Source organism: Gammaproteobacteria bacterium (genome assembly GCA_041395725.1).
Taxonomy (GTDB): Bacteria; Pseudomonadota; Gammaproteobacteria; order Pseudomonadales; family Pseudohongiellaceae; genus NORP240.
This window is the reverse complement of sequence record JAWKZW010000001.1, coordinates 251,766-276,764: the sequence shown is the minus strand read 5'-3', so window position 1 is coordinate 276,764 and position 24,999 is coordinate 251,766. Positions and strand designations below refer to the sequence as shown.

Genomic DNA, 24,999 nt, shown 5'->3' with positions numbered 1-24,999 from the left:
CCGGTCAGTTAAAGAAATCCAGAATCCGGCTGTACTTGATGATGAACTGCCGGGCATTGTCCCGCAGTTTGAAACCCATCTCATCCACTTCGTTATAGACCAGGAACAAGCCGGCGTTGGCCGACTGCAGCCAGGCAAAGCGCACATTCGCGGCCACCGTGTCGGCCTGATTATTGTACTGAACCAGGGTCTGCAGCAGGATCCGCGGGGTGAAGGAATAAGACAGTCGCAACTGTCCGACATCGACCTTGAAGTCGCCATTGACCACCGGCAGCTCGATATCGCTGTGATTCCAGGACAGTTCGGTGCTGAAGCGTTCGCCGATCCGGTAGTTGATCCGGGGCGACAGGCTGACCCGATCGCCGCCAAAAAAACCGCCGATCCGGCTCTGGATGTAGAAGCTCAGCGGTGCCCCCTGGTTGGTCTGGAAAACCAGCTGCGATTCATTGTGTTTGTAGCGCCCCACTGGTACCACGACATCGTCGACAATTTCGAATGGCTCCTGCACGCCTTCTTCTGTGAAGTTAACACCTGTGTGAATCTCCATGGTGTTGGCGAACTCCCAATGGCTGTCTATATGCAGGTAGCCGGTCTGCAGATAGCCGTCGAAGTCATAGTACCGGTGGCCGTTGGCATGGGGACGTATCTCGTAGAGGTTCATGAAATCGTCCGGCCGGTAGCGGCGGAACACGCGCCACTCGTACTTGCGGTATTCGCGCCGGGACAGGAAACCCACTTCGGGGTTGAAGTTGCTCTGCACCTCCGTGTAACCGGCGCTGAGGTCCCAGTCCTCATCGTTGTACTGGGCCCGGATATTGGCCGCCAGGTCATTGCCTTCAAGCCCTGGTGTATCGGTTTGCGCCACCCAGCCTGAAATCCTGCCGTCTTCGCCGATGCCCAGACGGCCGTCGACGGCGTAGGTGCGGTTGTAGTCGTCGCTGGCATTGCCGTTTATCAGACCATTGCCGTCTCGTTCTACATACATGAAACCCAGCGTCGACCGGTTGGCCAGTTCCTGGTTGACCCGCACCACGGTGAAATCATTCTGTGGGGCCAGTTCTTCTGTAGCCTCAGTGCGCATGCGCAGCAGTCCGACGTTGGTGTTTCGGCCAACCTTACCGGTCAGTCGCGCGCCCCCCTCGATAGGTATCGAAGCGCCGCCAGGACCGACGCCAATGCGGCGGCTGAAAAACAGTTCGGCTTCTCTGGGGTTGCCCACCCCGAAAGTGCCGGCGTTCTCCAGGAAGAAGGGGCGCTTTTCGGGGAAGAACAGGCTGAAGCGATCCAGGTTGACCTGTTGATCGTCCACTTCGACCTGGGCGAAATCGGTGTTGTAGGTGGCATCCAGCGTGAGGCTGGGCGACATTCCCCATTTAAGATCAAAACCGACTTCTTCGTTTGTCCGGGTGCCGGAGGTGATGGTGCCACCACGCTCCGCCGCCACCAGCGCGTAGGGAGTGAATTGCAGGCTGCGCCGGGGTGGCGGTCTCAGCCCCTGGACGGTGCCCGCTTCGGAGACCCGCTGCAGATTGTACTGTCGGTCCAGCGGTGCCCAGTAGGCGACCTCGTTGTTGCGGCGGATGGTGCGCTGAAAGTTGATGCCCCAGGTCTGTTCGGGTGCCGAACCGTAGCGCAGCGCACTGAACGGTATTTCCATCTCGGCGCTCCAGCCGTAGTCGCCGATTTTGGCATCCACCTCCCAGGTGGTATCCCAGTTCAGGTTGAACCCACCGCCGCCGCCGCGAAAACCACCGCCGGAGCCTTCATTGGTTACCTGGGCGTCGTATTCTATGCCAGCCGGGTTGGTGCCGAACACCAGTCCGTTCTGGCGGTCCAGCAGGCCATCGATAATCACCTGAAAACTGTCGGTTTCATCCATGGAAGAGTCACGCCGGCTGTCGGCGACGATGATGCCCGCCGGGTTGTCATCGTAGGCCACCACTCCGATGTAAAGGGCCTCGCTGGTGTAGCCGATCCACACCTCGGTGCGCTGGGTTGCCGGCTCCCCCTCGTCAGGTTGCACCTGGGAGAAACCGCTGGTGGGCGGCACCTGGGCCCAGGCCGGATCGTCAAGCACGTCGCCATCGATGGTCGGAGGGTTGGCCAGCGGCATGGCCGTGGTACCGGGGTTAACCCGCCGGGTAATTATTTCCTGGGCGTTGCTGCCCGGCACCAGACACAGAGTAATTCCCAGACACAGCAGCAGTCGATGCGTGGAAATGAGACCAGGCAGGTAAATCATTTTCATTCCTTTTTTATTATTGTGGCAGGCACAGAGTTCGGGAGTCAGAACCCCGGTGAAAGGTTCCGGTTAAAGTTACCGCAGATAGTGGGCACCCTGGCTGCAAAGCCCTGTACAAAAGTGCGTAAGTTAGCCGAAGAGTGCTCGCGGGACAATCTCTGCGTTCGTTCTGGAAGTAACAAATTGCAGTGCAGGCCAGACCCCGGCCCAGGCCGGGGTCTCTGTTTGTGAGCCCGTTACTCGTGGTAACGTGGCCGTACTTTTCCCCGAGGATGCTTCAGACACACGCCTGAGGTTCCTGCCTTCTGTGATTTCTTGATCAGGGCCAATAAACACGGTCTCCCGGATCCCGGTGCGGCACTATGTCACATCCCAATCTCAGATCTTTCCCGCTAGACTCCTCCCGAATTTCAGAATCCTTATTTTTCGGAGGTATGCATCGTGTTGGCGATTAAAAAGCCGCTCGCGTTCTCAGTTGCTTTGGCTGCCACGGTTGTAGCTGTGCAACCACTCGTCGCTGCTGAGGGCGTCGTGGAGGAAATCGTTGTCTGGGGTTCGGAGAGTGATCGCACATTTTCCAACCTCAGCCCCAGCAGTATCCTGACCCAGGAAGATTTTGCCAGCATTAACGTTGCCACTACCGAAGACGTTGTGAAGTTCGAACCGAGCCTGGTCATCCGGCGACGCTTCATCGGTGATTCGAACGGCGTGATGGGCATGCGCGGTTCCAACATGTTCCAGACCTCCCGCTCCATGGTGTTTGCCGATGGAGTGCCGCTACATTATTTTCTGCAGTCACGCTGGAACGGCGCGCCCCGCTGGAACATGGTGTCGGCCAGTGAAATAGCCCGGGTAGAGGTCTTATACGGACCTTTTTCTGCGGAATACGGGGGCAATTCCATGGGGGGGGTCATTGAAATTGAAACGGCGATCCCGCAGGATCGGGAGTTTCATTTCGACAGTTCCTATTTCAGTCAGTCGTTTGATGCTTACGGGTTTGACGACACGGTTTCCGGTTATAAATCGTTCATGTCTTTTGGTGACAAGGTTGGCAATACCAGCTACTACCTGTCGGTCAACCGCCTGGAAAACGAGTCGCAGCCACAGATTTTCCGATTCGGTGGGTCAAGCTCTGCCTCCAATCCGATACCGGTGACTGGAAGCATTGTAGGTAACGATGAGCGCAGCAGGTCTCGAAACTGGTTCATGGATACCGGGGTGGTTGACGCGGTCACCAATAACTACAAGTTCAAATTGGGACATGATTTCGGCAATTGGTCCACATTGCTGAACGTGGCCTACGAGGACCGGAATACTGTCGAGGACGCTGCCAATACCTACCTGCGCGACCAGTCGGGAAATCCTGTCTACCGTGGCAATGTCATTGAGAACGGCCGCCAGTTTTCCGTGCCGGCGAGTCGGTTCGCGACCAGCGATCTGGAGCGCCGCAGTCTGTCGGTTGGCTTGCGGCTGCGAGGGCAGTTGACCGAATCCATTGAACTGGAGGCCAATGTCAATCAGTTTACCGTGCTGCGAGATGAGACCCGGGCTTCCGGATCCCACCCGGACGATCCCCTTCACAGCCTGGCGGGTCAGGTTACCGACTTCGGTGATACCGGGTGGAATACCGCGGAAGTAAAACTCTATTTCGATGACCTGGGTGTGCCTGGGCTGGGCCTGGTCACGGGCTTGCGCAGGGAATCCTATGAATTGAATCTGGACATCTTTGATTCCAGTAATTATGCAGCAGGCAGCAAAGATGCGTTTACCGCGCGCAGTGGTGGAGAAACTGAAATTCTCGCCGCCTTTGCCCAGTTCAACTGGCAATTTGCCGATAACTGGGATGCTGCCTTTGGTCTACGCTGGGAGGACTTTGAAAGCAGTAATGGCTATTTTGATAATGACGACCCACTTACGCCTGAGTTCGACCTGACCCGGGTGCCGTCTGGTTCTGACCGTAAAATATCGCCCAAGTTTTCCCTCGGTTACCAGCCGAATGAGGATTGGTCGTACCGATACTCTATAGCCAAGGCCTATCGGTTCCCGATCGTCGAAGAACTGTTCAGCCAGTTTGAGGCCTTCAACGCAGTTGCTCTGTCCAACCCGGATCTGAAGCCGGAAGACGGATTGCACCACAACTTCATGATCGAAAGGGCCATTCCCAACGGGTATGTTCGCGTAAACTACTTCTACGAAGAAGTTAAGGATGCCATTGAATCCCAGGCTGCCACCCTGGACAGCGGCATATCTCTGAGAACATTCATTCCAGTTGATGAGCTGAGGACCAGTGGCGTGGAATTCATCACTAACGCGGCGGACCTGTTTGTTCCCAATCTGGATGTTCGTTTCAATGCCGTTTACACGGATTCCGAAATCGTTAAGAATGATCCAAACCCGACCTTGGAAGGAAATGTCTACCCTCGAATGCCCGATTGGCGAGTCAATCTGCTGGCGACTTATCACCTGTCCAGTAGCTGGGATGTAGGGGCCAACTACCAGTATGCCAGTGATAGCTTTGGTTTGATTGACAATACTGACAGGGAAGACAATGTGTACGGCGCGCAGGACGGATACAGTCGGCTTGGGGTAAAATCCACCTACCGTTTCGCCAGCGGCTTGTCGCTGGGGCTTGGTGTCGACAATGTGACTGATGAAGTCGCCTATGTGGCCCACCCCTGGCCGGGACGATCTCTCTACCTGAACATGGCCTATGATTTCTAGCCGATTGCTGCAGGTCGGGTAGGGCGTTCGCTAGAGAGTCGTGGGCTGAGCGCTGACAACTGACAGATGAGAAATGTGAACTGTTGGATGAGAGAAATCATGATACATAGATCAACGTGGCGAAACAGATACCGGTCCCTGTCCTTCTTCGTGTTGTTAATGCTGCTGGGCCTGGCGTCCGCCACGCAAGCTCAGAGCGATGGCTGTCTGGCGGCAGGCCTGCCCGACTCGATCTCGGTTCACTGTGGTGGTGCGCCCAGTGCCACTTTCGATCAGAGCGGCCGACTCTGGGTGGCTTTCGTGCAGGACCAGCAGGTTTTTGTCAGCCACTCTTCTGACCTGGGTGCCTCGTTCTCGGTGCCGGTTGCCGTAAACCCGGTGCCGGAGGATGCTGAGTTCAATGGCGAGAATCGCCCCAAGATCCTGGTTGATCAGGATTCCACTCTTTACGTTTCCTGGACACTCAAGACCTCGCCCCGATTCACCGGGGAGATTCGCTTCAGTCGCTCCATCGATGGCGGCAGCACATTCAGCGAGCCGCGAACCATCAACGATGATGGTCTGTTTGCGGGGCATCGCTTTGAAAGCCTGTTCCAAACTGAATCAGGGCTGCTTTATCTGACCTGGATCGACAAGCGGGACCTTGAAGCCAGCGAGAAGGCTGGCGAATCTTACACCGGCGCGGCAGTTTACTATGCAGTTTCCAGTGATCAGGGGAAAACATTCTCAGCGAATTACCGCGTGGCCAATCACAGTTGTGAATGCTGTCGTATTGCCATGGCGCCAAATGGCACTGATAAGGTAACGATTTTATGGCGTCACATTTTCGGTGCCGATACGAGGGATCACGCGATAGCAGTTTTGACTCCCGATGGCAGGGTAGAGGACATGAACCGGGCGAGCTACGATGAATGGCATATCAATGCCTGCCCACACCACGGTCCGACCATGGTCCAGTCTGACCAATCCGCTGATTACCATTTGAGCTGGTTTAGCAATGGTGATCTTCATCAGGGTATTTATTACGGCCGCTACTCGTTTACCGAACAGCAAACCCGGGATGTTCTTCGCATCGACGGTAATCCCGGGGCGGGTCATCCTTACCTGCAGACCTTTGCAGGCACTCTCTACCTGGTCTGGAAGGGGTTTGATGGTCAGCAGTCCCTGATAAATCTGATGACATCGCAGGATGACGGGCGGACCTGGTCAAAACCGGTCAGTCTGATGACAACTGTTCAGGGTTCCGATCATCCATTGATCGTTAAAAGCGATCAGGGGCTTTTTCTCAGCTGGCTGACTGAGGAGAAAGGCTATATTTTTGAGCAGTTCGCGCCCTCGGGCGAGGGGTGGAGTATCAATGCAGCGGAATAGTGGTAGACACCTTGTACAACTGCTGTTGCTCGTTGCCGCTCTTTTAACGGTAACTACAGTCCGGGCGGATAACTTCAAGGCATTCACGTCGGACTCATTCGAGCAGATAAAGGCCGCGTATGCAGGCGAAGAATTTCTGGTCGGCCTGTGGTCAGTCGACTGTCCGCCCTGTCTGGCGGAGCTGCAGTTCATGGGCGAGGTGCTTAAGCTGAACCCGGACCTGCCCTATGTCCTGATCTCTACCGATCCGATTGAGGATCGTGAATTCGCCCTCGATTTTCTGGAAGACTTTCAACTCGCCGACATGGAGTCCTGGATGTTTGCGGACAGCTTCGTCGAACGACTCAGATTCAGCATCGACCCAGGGTGGTACGGAGAATTACCCCGCAGTTACTTCTTTGATGCCAGTCATAGCGTGAAATCCCACAGCGGTATCGTGGATAAAGCGCTTCTGCAAAGCTGGTTCAGGCAAGAGCTGCTGTTCTCTGGCCCGTAATGTGATGAATCGAAACGTACTGTAAATTCCTTCCTTTTCTGCCGTCTTAGCGTTGTCAGTGTAGTTTTTGAAGTGGGCATGTAAAGCCAGAGTCTCCAATCTGGTAGCCCTATCCCCGTGCAATTCATCGATTTCATATTTGAAATCATCATTCCAACAGCGCAAGAGAGATTTTCTCAGGAAATCAATAACCCTGATTTCCCTGGGTTTTTCGCGTTTCCGTCACTATGGGGCGGCCACACCATAGACACACACCGGTCACTTCAATCTACTGAACCTGTCTTGCGGTGTGGTCCGTTGTTCCCAGGATAAGTTGAACTACATTCAAACTAAAAGAAGGTAAAAATAATGAGATTAATAATCGCAGCAGTAATGTTAGTTTTTTCTGTATCCAGTTTCGCTCAGATGCTGGTTGTCAACATCTACCAGCCCCTGCCCGGGGGCTTGCCTGACTTTGCAGGAACTGCCGATCTCTGGCCTGCCAACATCCCCTGGTTTCGAAAAAACCATGGACCTGGCATTCGCGGATCACTATGCTTCTTAAATAACCTTTTAACTGCCGCAAACCCAGCGGCAATTGATCAGAGGCTCCTCAAGTCTTTACCACGGCGGGGAAGCGGGGGTATGGCCATTGGAAAATGACGTTATCATAGAAGCCTGGAATACGGTGCTGTTCGAAAAGTTTTCGCGGTTCAGGCACCTTCTGGTGGAAGGCTTGTCTGCTCACAGCGATGAGCTGCTGGGGCGTGACATACATCCAGCCGGCTCCCGGGTCGTCGATATCGGATGTGGTTTTGGCGACAGCACTCAGCAGATCGCTTCGCGGGTCGGGCCGGAAGGGAAGGTGACCGGAGTGGACTGCGCAGCTAATTTCATTGCAGCGGCGCACGAGGCCGCCGCGGAGTCCGGCCTGGCGAACCTGGATTTCCTGGTGGCTGATGTAGAGCGGGATGATCTGGCCGGCCCGTATGAGTATGCCTTTGCCCGTTTTGGAACCATGTTCTTCAACTTTCCCGGCGCCGCCATGGGCAATATCAACCGCAGCCTGAAAGCTGGTGGTCGTCTTGATATGATCGTATGGCGCAAACGGGAGGATAATCCCTGGCTCCATGACGCGGAGCTGTGCGTTCGCGAAATTGTCCCGGTGGTCTCCCATGAAGACGCGGGGCAGGTGCATTGCGGGCCCGGACCTTTCTCCATGTCAGGGCCGGACATGGTCAGCGATCTTCTGCACAGCGCCGGGTTCAAGGGCATCAGCTTCGAGCGCTTTGACGCAGATATCTGTATTGGCAAGGACTTGACGGAAGCGGTCGAGTTTGCCATGGCCCTGGGACCGGCCGGCGAGATAATCCGCCTCGCAGGGGAAGAGGGCGAGGCTTTGCGCGAGCCGGTCAAGGATGCCCTCGCCAGTACCCTGGAAAAGTACCTCAGAGACGATGGTGTCTGGGGGCCCTCATCCACGTGGTTTGTTACTGCCCGCCGTGCCTGAGGCCGGCGTGTCGGGGAGGCCTGTCTTCAGGCCAGCCAGCGATTTTGTCTGAAGGCCTTGCCGGGCGGAACCTGTCGGGCTATACGGCGAGGCGTCGTGGGCAGGCAGTGGTCACTTCCTTGCCAGGTGTGAGAAGTCGCAGTGGCGGCCGACAGACTGCCGCGCAGCATTGCGGCAATTACTCACAGGTTCCTTAGTCAATCGAACAGGGCCAGGTTGATAATTTCCGCCATAGCACGATAGCCGGCATCGTTGGGGTGCAGGTTGTCTGCTGTGAAATCGGGCCTGATCCGATTGGGGTTGGCCGGGTCCTGAACGGCCTTGTCGAATTCGATAACACCGTCGAATTCACCGCTGCTGCGGATAAAATGATTGACCTCCACTCGCACCTGATTTCCAGCCTCCGTGTAGTAGGCAGCTCCCTCGTAGGGGAGTAGCGTGGCACCTATTACCTTGATACCCCTTGCATGGGCCCGGGCAATAATCTGGCGGTAGCCGTCGATGATCTGATCGGCCTCGATCGGCTGCGCACTTCGCGCTGACATGCCAATGTCGTTGATACCTTCCAGCAGGATGATATGACTGACGTTGCTGAGGGCCAGCACGTCGCGCTGAAAGCGCGCCTGCAGGTTCTGCCCGAAGGTGGGGTTCTGTTCCGTAGTCACCCGGTTGCCGCTGATACCGGCATTGGCCACGGCAAAGTTTTCAATTCCGCTGTTCTGGTAAAGGCGCTGCGCAAAATGATTGGGCCAGCGCTGATTGGCGCTTTCGGTGGAATCCCAGCCGTCGGTGATGGAATCCCCCAGGGTGACTATGGTCCGGACCGGTTGTTCAGGCAGGACATCAATGGCGGTCAGAAACGGCCAGCCGGTAGTTTCGCTCGCCACCGGCAGAGCCGGACTGTTGACGTGATTGCCTTCACTGGACAGGTAATTGGTCTGGTTGGACAGGGCGTGCGTCGTGATGAACCCGGTTTCCTCGGGCAGGTAGAGACTGACTGCCAGGTTAGCGGTGGGGGGGATGTCCATTTCGATAGGATCGCTGATCACCGTCGCCCAGCGAGGAATGGTGATGGACTGTCGGCTGGAAAAACTGACCTGCCGGACGCTGTCGGGGACAATTTCCGCACCGCTGGCCTGGCGTGCTACAGTGACGGATCCAACGACCAGGGGCTTTTCCCCATGGGTATTGGACAGGCGCAGACGGACTGCCCTGCCCCCGGCGCTGGTATGCACGATCAGCCGGACGGTCTGGTTCTGGTAACCGCTCCCGGCCGGTGCGTCGGGTGGCAGGGTGCTGGGGCTGCCGGACCAGGTGGTGACCCAGTCGGGATCCTCGTGGCTGACCTGTGCCTGTATCTGCGGGCTGAAATAAAGAAGTAGTGCGATGAGAAAGCTGCCTGCCCCGAGTAATCTCCAGGCAGCGCGGATGGTATCTTGTGCACCAGAATGAGTCCTGGCGGCAACGGAGCGGTACAGTCTTTGCATGGTGAGAATCCTGGTAACTGGTTGTTTTTATTTTATAAATGAGTTTGATGGCAGAATCTTACAACGGCTTAGCCGCGGCTGCGTGACGGAACAGATTTTGCTTTGTCAGTCTAAAATCCGGCAAGTACAATCCAGCCGCCCTGGCGGTATGATAGCCAGAGCCGTCAGACCTGAACAGGGGCAGGCTTTTCGATGCCCCTGTAGCCGGCTACGCTATTTATTAATGGTTAATGGTAGTTCCAAGAGGTAACACAATGGCAGCACCAAGAATTGCAATTAACGGGTTCGGCAGAATCGGCCGGACTATCATGCGCATCGCAAAACTGCGAAAACATTATGATGTGGTGGCGGTCAATGACCTGTCGTCGCCGGATCAACTGGCCTATGCGTTCAAGTACGACAGCATTCACGGGATCTACCCCGGAAGCGTGAAATGCGAAGGCAGCACACTGACCATCGACGGCGATCCGTTCGAAGTGCTTATGGAGCGTGACCCGGCCAGGCTGCCGTGGCGGGAAATGGAGATCGACTACGTGATCGAAAGCTCCGGGGCGTTCCGCAAGCTGGAAGATCTCAACAAGCACCTGGATGCCGGCGCCAGGCGCCTGATACTCACGGTCCCCTGCAAGGATCCACTGGATGCCACCCTGGTGGCGGGCGTTAACGACCATGTCGTTACCCCGGAGAGTCGCATAATCAGCAATGCCAGTTGCACCACCAACTGTGCGGCGCCGCTGGCCAAGGTGTTGCATGAGTCTTTCGGCATCGCGCGCGGCCTGTTGACCACCGTCCATGCCTATACCTCCGACCAGCGGTTGATCGATGCACCGCACAAGGATCCGCGCCGTTCGCGAAACGCTGCCACCAATATCGTCCCGACTTCCACCGGTGCGGCACGGGCCATTGGCCTGGTCATGCCGGAACTGGCCGGCAAGCTGGATGGGTTGGCCATGCGCGTGCCGGTAGCAGACGGCAGCCTGGTGGATCTGACGGTCGAACTGACCAGGGATGTCACCGTCGAAGCAATCAATGCCGCCATGCAGCAGGCCGCCGAAGGCTCCCTGAAGGGGATCCTGGCCTACTGCGAAGACCCGATTGTCAGCAGTGACATTATCGGTAACCCTCATTCCAGCGTTTTTGATTCGTTGCTGACCCAGGTTATCGAGGATCGCCTGGTCAAGGTGATTTCCTGGTATGACAACGAATGGGGTTACAGCACCCGGGTAGAAGAGCTGATAGAAAGATTGGCCAAGATGGATGGCATGCAGGCCCACGCCTGATAAAATCCCGCCATGGACTACTTACCGGCAATCGAAATTGAAAAGCCTCGCTACACGCCCGTCACGGCGTCCGTCATCTGGCTTCACGGGCTGGGTGCGGACGGCAGTGACTTTGCGTCATTGCTGCCACAACTGGAGCTGGCGGAAAGTTATGGAATCCGCTTTGTGTTCCCTCATGCGCCCTCGATCCCGGTATCCATCAATAACGGTTACGTGATGCCGGCCTGGTACGACATTTTCAGCTTCGATGTGGATCGCGATCTGGACGATGGCCAGCTGCTGGAATCGGCCCGGCAGATTCAGCTGCTGATAGACCGGGAAATTGAGCGGGGTGTCGACAGTCGTCGCATAATACTGGCCGGTTTCTCCCAGGGCGGGGCCGTGGCCTACCACGCCGCCCTCAGCTATCCCGAACCGCTGGGAGGGGTTCTGGCGCTCTCCACTTATTTTGCCACGGCTAATCAGATCAGTATCAGCCCCAATAACCTGAAGATCCCCATACTCGTCTGTCATGGCAGCCACGATTCAGTCGTGCCGGAGATTCTGGGGCAGCGGAGTGTCTCCACCCTGCAAAGCCTTGGCCTGAACCCCCGGTATCTTACCTACCCCATGGAGCATGCCGTATGCCCGCAGGAGGTGACCGATATCTCCTCCTGGCTCCGAACCAACCTGGGTTCCTGATCGGGTGCGATGGCTGTCTGGTTCCGGCAACCCGGCTGCACCAGCAGATTTCGAAATACTTGACCTTAGACTCGGCTCTAATGTTTTAATGTGCCTTATCAAAGCCCGGCGGGGCCGGGATCTGGCAGGGCAGAGCGCGAGCTGCTGGAACAGCAGGGCAGGTTGCCGGTTTCCGGCTCCTGCGCAGAGCGAAATTTTTGTGGCGAGGAATCTCAAACCATGTTGAAAATCAGTGAGATAGCCGAGAAGACCGGGCTCAGTGCCCATACGCTGCGGTTCTACGAGAAACACGGCTTGATAGAGGCGAGCAAGCGCAGCGAGTCCGGTTACCGGCTCTACAGCGAGGCCGACGTGCGCCGGGCTGACTTTATCCGCTCCGCCCGTAATATCGGATTCTCCCTGGAGGACATTGGCAGCCTGTTGTCAATCAGGCTGGACAAGTCCAGCCATACCTGCCAGGAGGTCACCGACATCACCAGTCGGAAACTGAGGGAGGTGAACGCCAGTATCGGGGAGCTGATGGCTATGCGCAGCACCCTGGAAACCCTGCTGGACAGCTGTTGCGGTGGGCCGGAAGACGCCACTCACTGTTCGATCATGGAAGCGCTGGATGCCAGCCGGGGCCGGGTGGCCACCGGCACGGCTGCGGCGAACGAGGTATAAAAGATTATGCTTATGACACTGTTGACTAATTTCTGGAATCTGGTCATCGAGAGCGCACCCTGGCTCCTGGTGGGCTACCTGTTGGCGGGCATCATCAAACAGGTGATTCCCAGCAGTTGGGTTGAGAAGCAGCTGGCGAAACCCGGTCTGAGTTCGGTAGTAAAAGGTGCACTGATCGGCGCGCCGCTGCCGCTTTGTTCCTGCGGCGTTATTCCTACCGCGCTGGCGATTCGCAAAGCCGGTGCGTCAAAGGGGGCAACGGCCTCCTTTCTGGTGGCGACGCCGGAAACCGGCGTGGATTCCATCTCATTCTCCTACGCGATTCTCGGCCCGGTTTTTGCCATTGCCCGGCCAGTGGGGGCGCTGCTCAGCGCGATCGCGGCGGGTATTCTGGTACGGGCGATGGATGTAGACGACAACCTGGTTGTGGAAAAGAAGTCCTGTGGCAGTTGCTGCAGTTCCAAGCAGGTAGAAGCGGTTGAGCCCGGGCCTGGTGAGAAGCTGAAGTCCGCCGTGCAATACGGCTATGGTCGGATGATTTCCGATACTGGCAAATGGCTCACCATCGGCCTGGTTGCCGCTACTGTCATCACCACTTATGTCCCGCAATCCTTTTTTCTGCAGTGGGGTGATGGGTTAGTGGCCATGCTGGTGATGGTGGTGGTTGGTCTGCCCATGTATATCTGCGCCACAGCATCCACGCCGGTAGCCGCCGGCCTGCTGTTCGCCGGCATCTCTCCCGGCGCTGCACTGGTGTTTCTGTTGACCGGGCCGGCAACCAATCTCGCCACTATCGGTGTAATTCGGGAACAGCTTGGCAATCGATCACTGGCAGCTTATCTGCTCGGGGTTATTTCGATGGCTATACTCTGTGGCCTGGGGTTGAACCAGCTTTTCGCAGCATTTAACTGGTCGTTACAGCTAAACCTCATGGAGCATGGAGAAAGCTGGCCGCTTTGGCGTCAGCTGGCTGCCGTATTGCTAACTGTGCTGGTGTTGCGCGTATTTCTCAAACCTCACGTGGTGCGCTTTTTCAGCCGTAGCGACAGAGCCGGGTCGAGCCGCAACGGGCAATCCACGCGGGTCGCCGAAGAAGCGATCTAGAAACCCCTGAGTACTATCAGGATGTTAAAGAAACCGTTGATCGTGCTGCTGGCGCTGATCCTGCTTTTGGTGGTTTCCGCGGCAGCGACGCTGGTTTTTACCGGGCCGGAGCAGCCAGCGCCGGACTCGCACAGTGCGGTCTGGCTGCAGGCCGGTCCCTATTCAGTGGCCTCAGCAGAGTTTGTGTTCATGGATGGCAGTCGTCCCACGGCGGCTAATGGCGATTACCCCGGCGCTCCGCAGCGCACCTTTGATACGACTCTCTGGTTTCCGGAAGATGCCAGTGGCTCTGTTCCATTGATCGTGCACAGCCACGGTGTGGTGTCTTCCCGCTCGGACCTGGAATATGTCGCCCGCCACCTGGCGAGTTATGGTTACGTGGTGGCCGCTGCCAACCACCCGCTGACCCATGGCGCAGCGCCCGGTGGCCCCAACCCCACAGATGTGGTTAATCAGCCCGCCGATCTGTCGTTCCTGATCGACTCAGAGCTGTCCCTCACCGGGGACGACAGGCCGTTCAATGCCACGGTGGACCTGGATAGAATCGGTTTGATGGGGTATTCCCTGGGCGGGTTGACGGCCACGATGGCGACGTTTCACCCGCGCTTAAGAGACTCTCGCGTAAGAGCAACAGTTTCCATCGCGGGACCGGCCGCGTTGTTCACGGAACGTTTCTATGACACCGCCGCGACACCCTTCCTGATGATTGCCGGCAGTGACGATGCGCTGATCAATCATCGGGCCCATGCGGCGCCTATACCGGAGCGGGCTGCATCGGGGGACCTGGTGACCGTACTGGGAGGTACCCATCTTGGATTCGCCGGCTTGTCTGAACCCCTCATGCGCTTCATGGAGCAACCGGATTCGCTTGGTTGCAGCGCCGTGCTGGCCACCTTGCGCGGCGCTTCGTCCAACACTATCTACCTTGGGCTTGGCTCCGAGTCGGAAGGTATTGCTGTCAATGACAGCATTCCGGAAGTGTGTGAAGTTATGCCTGACGGGAAACCTGCTCATCCCGGGCGCCAGCAGATGATTACCACCATTGCGGTTCTGAGTTTTTTTGAGTCGATCTTCGCTGACCGGCCAGAAGACCGGCTTGATGCCCGGACCCAGCTGGCGGTCTATCTCGGTCAGGATTTTACCGAGGCTGTATTCAGGGATTAATCCCGAATCACGCCGAAGGGGCCTGCTCCCGCCGAGGGTTGCAGCACATCCAGGGCCAGCACGGATTGTTCGAGGCGGTAGACGTATTCTTCCACTGTCATGCACTGGCGGCGTCGGATATAGCTGCCGGTCATGTTTTCCTGAAAGCAGTAGACCTTCTTCATCAAAGGCTGTTCCAGATTATGAGCGTAGATGTCTTCCTCTGACATGTTGATAAAGTCCGGTCGGCCGGTAACCGTGCAGGCGACAGAAAGCGCCGAGCAGAGTAGCAGAAGTAGTCTGGTATTTTTCATAAGCGTCTCACTCGATGAGCTTCAACTATAACCCTCGGTCGGTATTTTCTACAAGGTGGTCACAGGAATCGTGGTCACAAACCCGGGTCTTCCGGTCGTGAGAGCCGTTGAGATGCCGGTTAATCTGTTGTTGTTAGTGATGACAACTCTCCGCTCTTTCATTTCTCGGGACAGTGCGAAGGATACCGATACCACCTGAACACGACCGGCTTTTTTCTGAAAGTCTTTCCTGTACATGTATCGACAGCCCGGCGGCCAGGTTCCTTTCTGGAGGGCAGGCCGACCAGGCAAGCCCGCTGGCTTCGTTGCACTGCCTAGACAGGTGGACGCATGCCGGCGGCAATGTGCCTTGCCAGCGAACTCGTCTTAAGGCCAGAGTATTGTGGAACTTTATCAGAGGCTCCCTAAGCGGACAGAACAGATAAAGCAGGCCAGTCAACGAGGTGGTCTTGACTGGTTGTTTTGCGAGTTGACCGGGAGCGTAATCGCAAACAATGCAGGGTTCAGCGCTTGTGGCGGCGCGGCACCCGCTGCCAGTTCCGATAGGGCGAACGATTGTGCCAGCCGTGATAGGGATGTCGGGCCAGCAGCCGGGGATTACGAAAGCCGAAAATCAGCAGAGCACCGGCCGCGAAGCCGCCCACATGGGCCCAGAATGCGACGCCGCCTCCCTGCCCGGTGATGGTAGTGAACCCGCCCAGCAGCTGAATCAGAAACCAGTAACCCAGCATGACGACAGCCGGTACTGCGATGGTGGTAACGAAGAACCCGAAAATGACCAGCATCTGAACCTGCACCCGGGGATACAGCAGGACATAGGCGCCCATTACCCCGCCAATGGCGCCGGATGCGCCGACCATGGGTATTTCCGGGTTGTTGGTTAAATAGAGCTGCAGCCCGGCGGCGGACAGCCCGCAGAGCAGATAAAAAATCACAAAGCGGATATGCCCCATAGCATCCTCGACGTTGTTGCCGAAGATCCATAGAAACCACATATTGCCAATTACATGCAGCCAGCTGCCATGCATGAACATAGAGGAGAACAAAGTGTACCAGCCCCGCGAACTGCTGGTTTGACACACCATATCGGGGCCGACAGGAAAACTGCTGCCGGGCGGCAGGGTGCCAAGCAGATCACCGGGTACCAGGGCAAAGCGGCACACCGAAGTCGACAGGGCCGGCTCTGTTCCCATACCCTGCAGGAGTATCCACGCCAGGCAATTCAGAACGATAAGCGAGACGGTGCTGAACGGGGTGAGGATGGAAGGATTGTCGTCACGAAGAGGAAACATAGGGCCGGCATTATGACAGTCTTTCGGGAACTGGAAAAATACCGTTTAATGAGGCCTGGCCAAGGCGATCTCTACAGGGGCAGGCACGAATGTCAGCTCTCGCCCGACCAGGTCTGAAGTTGCTCAGCCTCGCAGGCGAGTGCCGCCGGACTCTTTATACCCGCTTATACCCGCAAACCTGAAAAGGGTGGCGTAATGTTGCACAGATACTACGACAGTTGGCCGGTCCCGGCAGCGAGAGTCAGCGCCCTGCTGGTGACAGTTCTGCTGTTCAGCGGCTGCCAGTGGGCAGCCACGGGTGCTGACCGGGCACCGGACATCAGGGAAATTACCGTTCTGTATACTAACGACGAGCACGGTTGGATGGAAGGCATGGAGCCGGCGCTGGGTGCGGCGGGGCTCTACCGACTGTGGCAGGAGCGGGAAGATTATCGACCGGATGGGCCCTTCCTGATATTGAGTGGCGGTGATAACTGGACCGGGCCGGCCATCTCCACCTGGGTCGAAGGGGAAAGCATGGTGGAGGTCATGAACGCCATGCACTACGATGCATCGGCGGTGGGGAATCACGAATTCGACTTTGGCCTGGAGGCTCTGCAGCAACGCCTGCAGGAGGCGGATTTCCCCTACCTCAGTGCCAATACCCTGTGGCGGGAAACCGGCCAGGTGGCGGCAGAGCTTGGCATCCTGCCTTATACCCTCAAGGAAGTGAATGGCCTCAGAATCGGTATTATCGGCCTGACCACGACCAGCACGCCGCGCACTACCAATCCGCAGAATGTGATCAGGCTGCAGTTTGGCGATTACGAACAGGCATTGCGGGCGACGGTTCCACAGGTACGGCAGGCGGAGCCGGATCTGCTGTTCGTCATTGCCCATGTCTGCATGGCAGCCCTGGAACCCCTGGCAATACAGGTGGAAGATCTGGGTATCCATCTTATGGGGGGCGGGCACTGTAATGAGTTGACAGCGCGCCGCGTCAACTCGACGGTGCTGTTAGGTGGCGGCTATCACTTTACGGCCTATGCCAGGGCCAGAATCAGTTTCGATGTCACTGCCGGTCGGGTAGTGGATGTTCAGAGTGGAATCAGCAGTAACGAGCCGCTTGGTGAAGACCCGCAAATTGATTCCATTGTGAGCCGTTGGCAGGACCAGTTCCGGGGCACATTGGAAGAGGTAGTCGCCTGGAGCAGCCAGGACATCGATTTTCGCAATGGCGCATTCCGTCAGGCGGTCATCGATTCCTGGTTACGCTGGGATCCCAGTGCTGATATTGCCATTACCAATGCTGGTGGCTTGCGCACATCACTGCCTGCCGGCGCCATTACCTTCAACGACCTGGTTAATTTCATGCCTTTTGAGAACAACATCTTTGCCGTCGAGATACCCGGCCGGGTTGTACGCCAGGCACTTGAATCAGGTGGTCGACCCATAGTGGCCGGCCTGGTTCGACGAGGAGATGGCTGGATTCTGACAGCATCGGGTGAACCCCTCCAGGACGACACGTTCTATCGCGTTCTGCTCAACAGTTTCATGTATGACGGCGGAGATAATTTTCAGATGATTCGTGCCGCTGACCCGGAAGGTTTCGATACGGGCATACATTACCGGCAGCCCTTTGTGGAACGCCTGGTCGAGTTGCAGACCAGTCCGCAGAATCCGCTTGTCATTGGTGATCTCATGGATTCTGTCGTACCCTGATCAGTGTCCCCAGTGGACGTGATTAATTGGATTGGCTGTTAAAAATATTCAAATAAATCGGCATCATCTCAGCTGAAAGAATAAGCAGTTCCGGCTTGTCCTTGCGTAGTGAAATTCTCCCATCGGCGAACACTTCCCAGACTTCATTCTCGAGAATTGGACCTCCCCAGTTCCCCATTAACCATTCTCTCAGACGTCGTTCTTCACCTTTACCCGTCAGAACCCAAACCACCTCAAGCTTCCCATCTCCAAACACCAGTTCCAATTTTCTGTTAAAGCCGGCATATCTATAATTGAAGCAGTTAATCTGCACCTGTTTGGAAGGGTTGTTCTGTAACCATATTCGATCTTCCGGCACCATTTGCGCTGGTCCACAGTCGCGTAACGCTACAGAGAATATTTCTTCGAGAGAGGAATTGAATACCACAATGCCGGGCAGTTCCGCGGCAGGTAACTTGTCACCGTAAGTGGAGTTAACAAGGAACGGATTACGCCAGGTAAACAGGTTCAAGTGTCTCCCCTCTTCATTTAACCAAAGCAACAGCTGCTCATCACTATCCAACCAATGGGAACCCGCTCCATAATAGCTGAAGCCAAGATACTGCCCCGAACTGCTGCCCAAAGCCGCGGCAACAGGCTGCAGCTCTACGCCATGCGCTTCCATATGAACCAGGCTATCATCGGCGAATGTGAATGCGACACGATCGAATACTATGCTGCCCGCTCTATATTCCTGACAGATTATATGCGCCTCTGTGAGCACGGACATTGGGAAGACCGGCGGTTCTACTGATAAATACTCGATGGATTCGCATGCACTTTTCAGCTTGACACCTACAACGCTGCTGGTGTCACCCAATTGAATATCTTCACCTATGACTAATGCCGCCAGACTGACCTGAGCCAGTACCGCGAACAAGAGACCTGTAATCGAAACTAACCGGCGTTGGACCTCCTGACGTCGCATCAACTGCACCCTCTGAAAAATAGCAAGTTTATTCTGTTTAGATGCAGGGGAGACTGAAAAGGTTAACAAGCAATTTACCCCCTGACTAGAAGCTTATAGAAGAACAAAAGGAATATCCAAACTGCTCTAGTGCTCTAGGGGACACTAATAGTTTAATAGCTTAAGAAATTTGCTCTTTCGGAGGAATAGGCTACTTTAATGGTATGCCAAGGATTGGTCGATTGCACATCCCCGGTGGTTACTATCATGTCATGGGTCGTGGGATGGAAAGCAGGGATATATTCAGATCCAGTGTCGACAAACTGGATTTTCTCACGCGTTTTGGTGTGAACCTCGAGCGATCCGAGGCCCAGTGTCTTGCTTGGGCGCTGATGTCTAATCATTATCACTTTCTCGTACAGGTCGGCCAGAAACCCCTGGCAAAGCTAATGGCGCCCGTACTGGGTGGTTTCGCGAGCAGCTACAATCGTCGTAAAAATCGCTGCGGGTATGTCTTTCAGAATCGCTACAAATCCATCCTGGTGGATGGGGACTCCTATCTCATTGAGCTCATACGCTACATCCATTTGAATCCTGTTGCGGCTGGCTTGGTTGAAGGTGTCAGTGAACTGAGGCGTTATTCTTGGACTGGGCATGCTGGCATGCTAAACAAACACAAACAAGAGTGGCATTCGACAAACGCAGCACTGAGTCATTTTGGTAAAACGTCAGGGCGAGCCAGGGCGGCTTATATCGAATTCCTGAGAGCAGGTGAGATAAGCTGCCGAATTACCGATCTTTCTGGCGGTGGATTGATTCGAAGTCACGGTGGATGGGAAAGTGTAGCGCAATTGAGAAAGGAGCACATAGCCTGTATAGGTGATGAGCGCATACTAGGCTCAAGTGATTTTGTGGAATCGGCGCTTCGGCACGATAGCCTGCCAGAACAGAAAATATCGAGACTGAGTCGGGCAGGCTGGGACATCGAAAAGCTGGCCCAATGGACTTGCAGATATACAGGGATTAATCCAGAACAATTGGCATCAAAAGCGAGAGGGGGAAAACTTTCTCAAGCTAAGTCGATATTGTGCTATTTGGGGGCGCGAGAATTGGGTATGACAATGCGTGAAATTGCGAACTTTCTGTCTATCAGCCAACCCACTGTGTCTGCCTGGATAAAGAAGGGCGAGCTACTTTGCCAGTCGAACGGGATCAGCCTTGAACTTGCGTCCCATTAAGCTATTAAACTATTAGTGTCCCTTGTTCAAGCAGGTCAGATACTGTCGGCGATTCGGCGCAGCCTTTCTTTCTCCAACTCTGCCATGTTGGACCTTTCCACGTAATCCATGGCCAGATTTGAAATTGCCTTCGCTTCCTTTGCATAAAGTGCCGGATCGTTGTCGGCCAGAATTTTGAGCACTTTCTGCAATCTGATCTGTACCTCAAGCAGGCCCGCCCCATCGCGGGCAATGGGTTCAAAAGCATCTTCGAACATATCGCTGATCGATAACGGAACCGAGTGGAGGTTCCGGTACAGGATCTCAGCCTTTTCACCGGCGTTTTGTTGTTGAGAAAATGTCAGCAGCAGTCCGAGATGCCGATGAATCACGTCAATTGCTGTGCCAGGATCATTCACCGAGGGTGACAGAGCACGGAGTGCGACTTCAGTGAGAACCGCCAGACCGAATCGCGGGTCCTGGTCAAAAGACCGGTCGGTGGCAAGCGTGAATTGTGCTTCAATATCCTGCTCCAACTTGTTATCGCGGGGCCCTTGGTACCAGGCAACCGGTCGCTGAGGCTGGATCAGGGTGCCGGGTGAAACCAGCAGACCTATTTCGGTATTGCAGCTATCAGCGAGCTCGGCAACAGCATTCACATCGATGTGTTGAATGTAACCGGTCTGATTGAAACGTATGGTGTTGGCAGACTCGGGAGGAGGCTGGTTCCTGCTTAAGGGGCTGCATCCCCACCCGGGATGTCTGGCGTATTCGCACAGCGCCAGCCGCGCGGCATCGGTCACCAGATCCATCGTGTTCGAAAGTCGCCCCAGATCGGATAAATGTTCGATCCAGCGCAACAGCGCCACGATCACCAGCAATATCACCAGTAAAGTCGCAACAAACAGAATGAATCGCCCTGATTCGGTATAGAGCTCGCTGCTCAGGGCGACTATGCCGACCAGACTGAACAGGAAGGCGCCGATAAAGGAAGAGAGTACATTCTGGGTAACCGGCTCCTGCTTCACCAGTTTGATGGCGCGAGGCGTAATCCCGGTGCTGGCGGAATTGTAGGCGGAAACCATCGCTCCCAGGGAAAAAGTAGTGACTGTCAGCATGCTGGTGGCGAGTATCTGTAAAATGCCTTCGACAGACCTCGCTCCGACTTCCAGCGGCGAAACAATGGGCAGAGTGCTTTGAATCGGGATCGCAATCAGCGCCACCAGAATTCCAAACAGGCCGATTAGTAACGCGCGGATCCACAGCGTACGCGAGAGTTTTGATAACAGCCATTCCCATTTCGTAAACATGATTGGAACATTACTCTTTTTCAGATGTGCCGACGCACCGGTTGGATCAGCCGGGCTACGTTACCCAGGTACTTGTGTCGCTTTTTTATCAGACCGGGGCTGAGCAGGGTTGAGCTTTCCAGGTCTGCAGTAAAATCTGCCAGAAGTTGAGGAAGGGTTTCGCCTCCATCAATCACCAGGCTGAATTCGTCGTCTTTTCGCTGGGACCGCTGGTTGAAATTGACGGACCCGATAATGGCGACCTGATCGTCAACGATTATACATTTGTTATGGTTGAGGGTCGGCTCGAATGAATAGACGCGTATCCCCTTTTCGACCAGCGGAGGGACGCAGTAAAGTGCTGCAAGCCCGGCCATGTGTGAGTCCGAATTCCGGTATGCTGGAATTATGATCTGAATGTCGACGCCGCGATCCATCGCGGCCAGCAACTGATCCTTCAGCTTGCGGTCCAGCACAAAATAGGGTGTGGTGATTTTAAGGCTGGTCTTTGCGACTGCAATTGACGACAACAGCATGGTCCCGGCGGAACTCCAGTAATCACTGGCTGTAGAGCTTACCGGCAGAATCCGTTCAGCGCCGGCTTTCTCGATCACCGAATCAGATACAGTCTCTGTGAATGCATCCGCGGGGTGGCACGACTCAAGCCAGCCTTCAAGAAAAGCGGCTCGCAGCGTGGCGACGATGGGGCCTTTAAGCATGAAATGTGAATCACGCCAGCTTCCCGCCCTGTCTCCATTTCCGGTCCATTCCTGCGCAATTCCAACGCCTCCGGTAAAACCGACCTCACCGTCACAGATCAGCAGTTTCCGGTGTGAACGCTTCAGGTTCTGCCAGAAGCAGAATTTTTTCAGGGGCCGGAACCAGCACACGTTGCAATTCTGCTCCAGTATCCGTAGCGCGTTTCTGTCTATGTGCATGGCGCCGTAGCTGTCCAGCAGCACCCTGACATTAACCCCTCGCCCGGCAGCGGCCGACAGGTGCCGGGCAAAATCCACGGCTATTTCCCCCTGCCAGTAAACGAAAGTCTGGAATTCGACTGAGTTGACTGCTGCATCGATGGCCTGACACATCGACGGAAAGATTGCATCGCCGTTGTGAAGTACGGACACGGAATTGTCCGCATAAAATCTGCGACCGAGGTAAGCGCTCAGCAATCTTGCCGTATCGGACAGGCAGGGTCCGGTTTCTGAAGAGGTCATTATATTCACCAGAACCAATTGCCAGGGTCGTTGGGCAGTCCAGAAAGACCTGGCGCAATTATCAACGTTAACAAGTAATTAACGTAGTGTGTTCGCGAAACGGCCGCGGAATGAATAGTAGCGGGGGAAAGGTAGCATAAAGGGGTCAAAAGGGGACACTCACAACTTAACAACTTAATCGTTTAGCGTCGATGACCAGATTGTGTTGTTCGACGCGAGATGATCTAAGTTTGATGATTAAAAAGTTTTACCTCAAAATTCCATTGCTACAGAAAGTTCGGAAACAGGTAGGGTACGACTAGGTTAGTTTAGTTGTTAAATTGTGAGTGTCCCCAATTTTCCTGACTGCAGTTTTTCGAGTGGTTGTAAGTTTGCAGCAACCGCGCCGCAACTTTGCGTTGCCTCGCAATTTGACAGCTGACGGTTACCTGTAACTATCTATTGCGCGACCTCTGCCGCCGCAGTTATCTGCAACACCAGGTTCGCCGTATCTACCATCTTCATTTCAATAGAGAAGGCCATACCCAATGCCTTGACCCTTGGGATACTCATGGTCAGGGTGCTCGATGTGAATACTGCTTCGTCTGCAGATGTTTCATCGGCAGGTAGAATTTCGTCCACCTTGAATGTCAATGCGCCGGCGTCGAGCAGCTGAAGCGTAACACCCGCTCGTAGCGCGTCGTCCACGACGAGAAGAGGTAAGGTAAGTATCCCGTTAGTCTCGTCGAAGTGGGCTGCAGTCTCATCCTCGATACCGCTTCCACCAATGGATAGATCGATTTCCGGATCGTCAGGAAGATCGGCTTCATTACCTATCAGAAGGGAGAAACTTCTGCCGGAGATATTGAAATCTGCCCGTTGGCCAACCGCGCCGACCATACTCACTGACAAAGTGTTGCCATCGATATAGTCAACATCGATATTCAGGCCAGCGGAGTAAGAGAAGCCGATACCTCCGATTGTAGGATAGCTTTCTTCAGGAGACACATAGAAGGCAAAGTTGCTGGCCGCATTGGCAGGTATTTCGACTGTTGTGCCATGCCCGGCGTATTCAAACAATGGGGCGCCGGGATGGCGGGTAGCGAATTTCCAGATCAGGGTGTCGGACTCCATGTTGGAATCGTAGTCCACTTCCACCCGATAGACGCTGTTCCAATCCAGTCTTTCCAGTGGGAAAAGGGCGTACTCGAGAGCGGAAAACTTCATGTTTGGATCGGTGCCGTTGTCCAGCAATCGCGTGTTGGTAATTTCCAGGTTGGTTGAATCTTCGAACAGGCGGAAAGAAGTTATCGATACGTCGTTATAAACCAATGGATTGAATTGCAGCGATATCGGGTAGCCCGAGACAGAATAATCGGGTAATGGATCCGGACTTTCCTCGAAAAAGGCCGGAGGAACGTCCGAATCTCCCTGTGACGGCCAGGTAACGATATAGGGGTTCTGACCCTGAAACAGTTCTTCGGCCGCGCTCTTGCCTTCGGTAGAGATTCTGAAACTGCTGTCCTGGGCACATATACCCTGAAAAAAAGATCCGACTTCATTAAACGAGGATCCCATGCACAGGTTGTTGAGCCCCGAGTTACCCATGTTGTAGGTGTAGGCAGAATAGTCGATCCCTGAGTCCTTTACGAAACCAAGCCCTACTTCATCAATGCTGAAGCCGAGAAAACCGAATCGGTGATAAATGGCTGACATCAGGTCGTCGATGGAAGCGAATACATCGGGCTGACCGTTACTCACATTCTCGCTGACGAGGGTGGAAAGGTATCCCGCGGCAGCGGTGCGATCTGAGGCCTGATTGCCCGTGAAATAGGCATCTCCCGGATTTTCGAAATGGCCGCTGTAGCGTAGGAACGCGGTCGAATTGCCAACGAGGTACTGGGAATGGTTTCCCGCGGCAATTTCAAGCATCCCGTTTCGGGAAAGCGTTATCATACCGGCGCGGGTACGTAATTCGTTCAGATAGTCGTAACCATCGGTCTGTTCATCCTGGGCGTATGCTGCTGTTAGCCAGATTGAAACAAAGAGGGTGAAACAGGTTTTAGAACTAAGGATATCCCGGATTTCCGACATTCGATATATACCTCGGTTAAACGCAATCAGGGGAAAGGTCCAGCGTCCTTCAGTGCCGGGCCGGCTATTAATTGTTGTTACTTCTTATTATGGCCGATTCGCTTCAGAATCAGGCATCGTGAGCTTTAACGATTCCGAACTTACCACATCGGAGATGTGAATGCGTAGCTTTGTGTCGGATCGGTCGGGCCGGCAGTAATTCGTCTACCAGCAGGGCGGCGGGGTTCACACTGCAATGGCCTATACAAATTGCAGATAGCTGGATGAATA

Annotated in this window: 19 protein-coding genes; 11 read left to right on the top strand and 8 right to left on the bottom strand. The window is 55.1% G+C overall.

Annotation, left to right across the window (positions count from 1 at the left end; translation table 11 throughout):
- Positions 1–4 precede the first annotated feature (4 nt).
- Positions 5–2,242, bottom strand: a complete 2,238-nt coding sequence (locus R3F50_01165) for a DUF5916 domain-containing protein (GenBank protein MEZ5488910.1) — start codon at positions 2,240–2,242, stop codon at positions 5–7.
- 441 nt (positions 2,243–2,683) lie between these two features.
- Between R3F50_01165 and R3F50_01160 the strand changes: the two genes are divergently transcribed.
- The 4 genes from R3F50_01160 to R3F50_01145 all read left to right on the top strand — a co-directional run bounded on the left by R3F50_01160 (position 2,684) and on the right by R3F50_01145 (position 8,319).
- Positions 2,684–4,963, top strand: coding sequence for a TonB-dependent receptor (locus R3F50_01160; GenBank protein MEZ5488909.1), 2,280 nt, complete (start codon positions 2,684–2,686; stop codon positions 4,961–4,963).
- 99 nt (positions 4,964–5,062) lie between these two features.
- Positions 5,063–6,334, top strand: coding sequence for a sialidase family protein (locus R3F50_01155; GenBank protein ID MEZ5488908.1), 1,272 nt, complete (start codon positions 5,063–5,065; stop codon positions 6,332–6,334).
- Positions 6,321–6,830 carry a TlpA family protein disulfide reductase gene (locus tag R3F50_01150; GenBank protein ID MEZ5488907.1) on the top strand — a complete coding sequence of 170 codons (510 nt, stop codon included), beginning with the start codon at positions 6,321–6,323 and terminating at the stop codon, positions 6,828–6,830. Before R3F50_01155 ends, R3F50_01150 begins: the two co-directional genes overlap by 14 nt.
- A 631-nt stretch (positions 6,831–7,461) precedes the next feature.
- Entirely contained in the window at positions 7,462–8,319 is an 858-nt protein-coding gene (locus tag R3F50_01145; protein ID MEZ5488906.1) for a methyltransferase domain-containing protein, read from the top strand.
- A 197-nt stretch (positions 8,320–8,516) separates the two neighbouring features.
- Here R3F50_01145 and R3F50_01140 read toward each other — a convergent pair whose 3' ends face one another.
- A complete protein-coding gene (locus R3F50_01140; protein MEZ5488905.1) occupies positions 8,517–9,806 on the bottom strand; it encodes an SGNH/GDSL hydrolase family protein in 1,290 nt (429 codons plus the stop codon).
- Positions 9,807–10,060: 254 nt separating this feature from the next.
- On the opposite strand from R3F50_01140, the gene gap reads away from it, so the two are divergent.
- From gap to R3F50_01115, 5 genes are all read left to right on the top strand, one after another.
- Positions 10,061–11,086, top strand: a complete 1,026-nt coding sequence (gene gap, locus R3F50_01135; protein MEZ5488904.1) for a type I glyceraldehyde-3-phosphate dehydrogenase — start codon at positions 10,061–10,063, stop codon at positions 11,084–11,086.
- Between the two features lie 12 nt (positions 11,087–11,098).
- Positions 11,099–11,767 carry an alpha/beta fold hydrolase gene (locus R3F50_01130; GenBank protein MEZ5488903.1) on the top strand — a complete coding sequence of 223 codons (669 nt, stop codon included), beginning with the start codon at positions 11,099–11,101 and terminating at the stop codon, positions 11,765–11,767.
- Between the two features lie 219 nt (positions 11,768–11,986).
- Complete coding sequence (gene zntR / locus R3F50_01125) at positions 11,987–12,430, top strand: Zn(2+)-responsive transcriptional regulator (protein MEZ5488902.1); 444 nt, start codon at positions 11,987–11,989, stop codon at positions 12,428–12,430.
- 12 nt (positions 12,431–12,442) lie between these two features.
- Positions 12,443–13,534: an SO_0444 family Cu/Zn efflux transporter gene (locus R3F50_01120; protein MEZ5488901.1), complete on the top strand. Its 1,092-nt coding sequence runs from the start codon at positions 12,443–12,445 to the stop codon at positions 13,532–13,534.
- A gap of 21 nt (positions 13,535–13,555) precedes the next feature.
- Complete coding sequence (locus tag R3F50_01115; protein ID MEZ5488900.1) at positions 13,556–14,698, top strand: hypothetical protein; 1,143 nt, start codon at positions 13,556–13,558, stop codon at positions 14,696–14,698.
- Here R3F50_01115 and R3F50_01110 read toward each other — a convergent pair.
- Together R3F50_01110 and R3F50_01105 are read right to left on the bottom strand one after the other, a co-directional pair.
- Entirely contained in the window at positions 14,695–14,991 is a 297-nt protein-coding gene (locus tag R3F50_01110) for a hypothetical protein (protein ID MEZ5488899.1), read from the bottom strand. The genes R3F50_01115 and R3F50_01110 overlap by 4 nt on opposite strands.
- Before the next feature lie 503 nt (positions 14,992–15,494).
- Positions 15,495–16,283: a rhomboid family intramembrane serine protease gene (locus R3F50_01105; GenBank protein MEZ5488898.1), complete on the bottom strand. Its 789-nt coding sequence runs from the start codon at positions 16,281–16,283 to the stop codon at positions 15,495–15,497.
- A gap of 195 nt (positions 16,284–16,478) precedes the next feature.
- Between R3F50_01105 and R3F50_01100 the strand changes: the two genes are divergently transcribed.
- Positions 16,479–17,984 carry a bifunctional UDP-sugar hydrolase/5'-nucleotidase gene (locus R3F50_01100; GenBank protein MEZ5488897.1) on the top strand — a complete coding sequence of 502 codons (1,506 nt, stop codon included), beginning with the start codon at positions 16,479–16,481 and terminating at the stop codon, positions 17,982–17,984.
- Positions 17,985–18,006: 22 nt separating this feature from the next.
- On the opposite strand, the gene R3F50_01095 is transcribed toward R3F50_01100, so the two are convergent.
- Positions 18,007–19,020 (bottom strand): hypothetical protein, encoded by a 1,014-nt coding sequence (locus R3F50_01095; GenBank protein ID MEZ5488896.1) that lies wholly within the window; start codon positions 19,018–19,020, stop codon positions 18,007–18,009.
- 134 nt (positions 19,021–19,154) lie between these two features.
- On the opposite strand from R3F50_01095, the gene R3F50_01090 reads away from it, so the two are divergent.
- A complete protein-coding gene (locus tag R3F50_01090) occupies positions 19,155–20,168 on the top strand; it encodes a transposase (protein ID MEZ5488895.1) in 1,014 nt (337 codons plus the stop codon).
- A 35-nt stretch (positions 20,169–20,203) separates the two neighbouring features.
- Here the strand turns inward: R3F50_01090 and R3F50_01085 are convergent, their stop codons facing one another.
- The 3 genes from R3F50_01085 to R3F50_01075 form a co-directional block, all read right to left on the bottom strand.
- Positions 20,204–21,457 carry a DUF2254 domain-containing protein gene (locus R3F50_01085; protein ID MEZ5488894.1) on the bottom strand — a complete coding sequence of 418 codons (1,254 nt, stop codon included), beginning with the start codon at positions 21,455–21,457 and terminating at the stop codon, positions 20,204–20,206.
- A 20-nt stretch (positions 21,458–21,477) separates the two neighbouring features.
- Positions 21,478–22,656 carry a phospholipase D-like domain-containing protein gene (locus tag R3F50_01080; GenBank protein ID MEZ5488893.1) on the bottom strand — a complete coding sequence of 393 codons (1,179 nt, stop codon included), beginning with the start codon at positions 22,654–22,656 and terminating at the stop codon, positions 21,478–21,480.
- Between the two features lie 438 nt (positions 22,657–23,094).
- Positions 23,095–24,729, bottom strand: a complete 1,635-nt coding sequence (locus R3F50_01075; GenBank protein MEZ5488892.1) for a CAP domain-containing protein — start codon at positions 24,727–24,729, stop codon at positions 23,095–23,097.
- Between the last annotated feature and the right edge of the window lie 270 nt (positions 24,730–24,999).

What these genes read in the sequence shown, in the direction of transcription:
- R3F50_01105 (MEZ5488898.1), bottom strand. Translation starts at nt 16,283, where the DNA reads ATGTTTCCTCTTCGTGACGACAATCCTTCCATCCTCACCCCGTTCAGC.
- R3F50_01155 (MEZ5488908.1), top strand. Translation starts at nt 5,063, where the DNA reads ATGATACATAGATCAACGTGGCGAAACAGATACCGGTCCCTGTCCTTC.
- zntR (MEZ5488902.1), top strand. Translation starts at nt 11,987, where the DNA reads ATGTTGAAAATCAGTGAGATAGCCGAGAAGACCGGGCTCAGTGCCCAT.
- R3F50_01090 (MEZ5488895.1), top strand. Translation starts at nt 19,155, where the DNA reads ATGCCAAGGATTGGTCGATTGCACATCCCCGGTGGTTACTATCATGTC.
- R3F50_01120 (MEZ5488901.1), top strand. Translation starts at nt 12,443, where the DNA reads ATGACACTGTTGACTAATTTCTGGAATCTGGTCATCGAGAGCGCACCC.
- R3F50_01075 (MEZ5488892.1), bottom strand. Translation starts at nt 24,729, where the DNA reads ATGTCGGAAATCCGGGATATCCTTAGTTCTAAAACCTGTTTCACCCTC.
- gap (MEZ5488904.1), top strand. Translation starts at nt 10,061, where the DNA reads ATGGCAGCACCAAGAATTGCAATTAACGGGTTCGGCAGAATCGGCCGG.
- R3F50_01080 (MEZ5488893.1), bottom strand. Translation starts at nt 22,656, where the DNA reads ATGACCTCTTCAGAAACCGGACCCTGCCTGTCCGATACGGCAAGATTG.
- R3F50_01115 (MEZ5488900.1), top strand. Translation starts at nt 13,556, where the DNA reads ATGTTAAAGAAACCGTTGATCGTGCTGCTGGCGCTGATCCTGCTTTTG.
- R3F50_01110 (MEZ5488899.1), bottom strand. Translation starts at nt 14,991, where the DNA reads ATGAAAAATACCAGACTACTTCTGCTACTCTGCTCGGCGCTTTCTGTC.
- R3F50_01165 (MEZ5488910.1), bottom strand. Translation starts at nt 2,242, where the DNA reads ATGATTTACCTGCCTGGTCTCATTTCCACGCATCGACTGCTGCTGTGT.
- R3F50_01085 (MEZ5488894.1), bottom strand. Translation starts at nt 21,457, where the DNA reads ATGTTTACGAAATGGGAATGGCTGTTATCAAAACTCTCGCGTACGCTG.
- R3F50_01130 (MEZ5488903.1), top strand. Translation starts at nt 11,099, where the DNA reads ATGGACTACTTACCGGCAATCGAAATTGAAAAGCCTCGCTACACGCCC.
- R3F50_01140 (MEZ5488905.1), bottom strand. Translation starts at nt 9,806, where the DNA reads ATGCAAAGACTGTACCGCTCCGTTGCCGCCAGGACTCATTCTGGTGCA.
- R3F50_01150 (MEZ5488907.1), top strand. Translation starts at nt 6,321, where the DNA reads ATGCAGCGGAATAGTGGTAGACACCTTGTACAACTGCTGTTGCTCGTT.
- R3F50_01100 (MEZ5488897.1), top strand. Translation starts at nt 16,479, where the DNA reads ATGTTGCACAGATACTACGACAGTTGGCCGGTCCCGGCAGCGAGAGTC.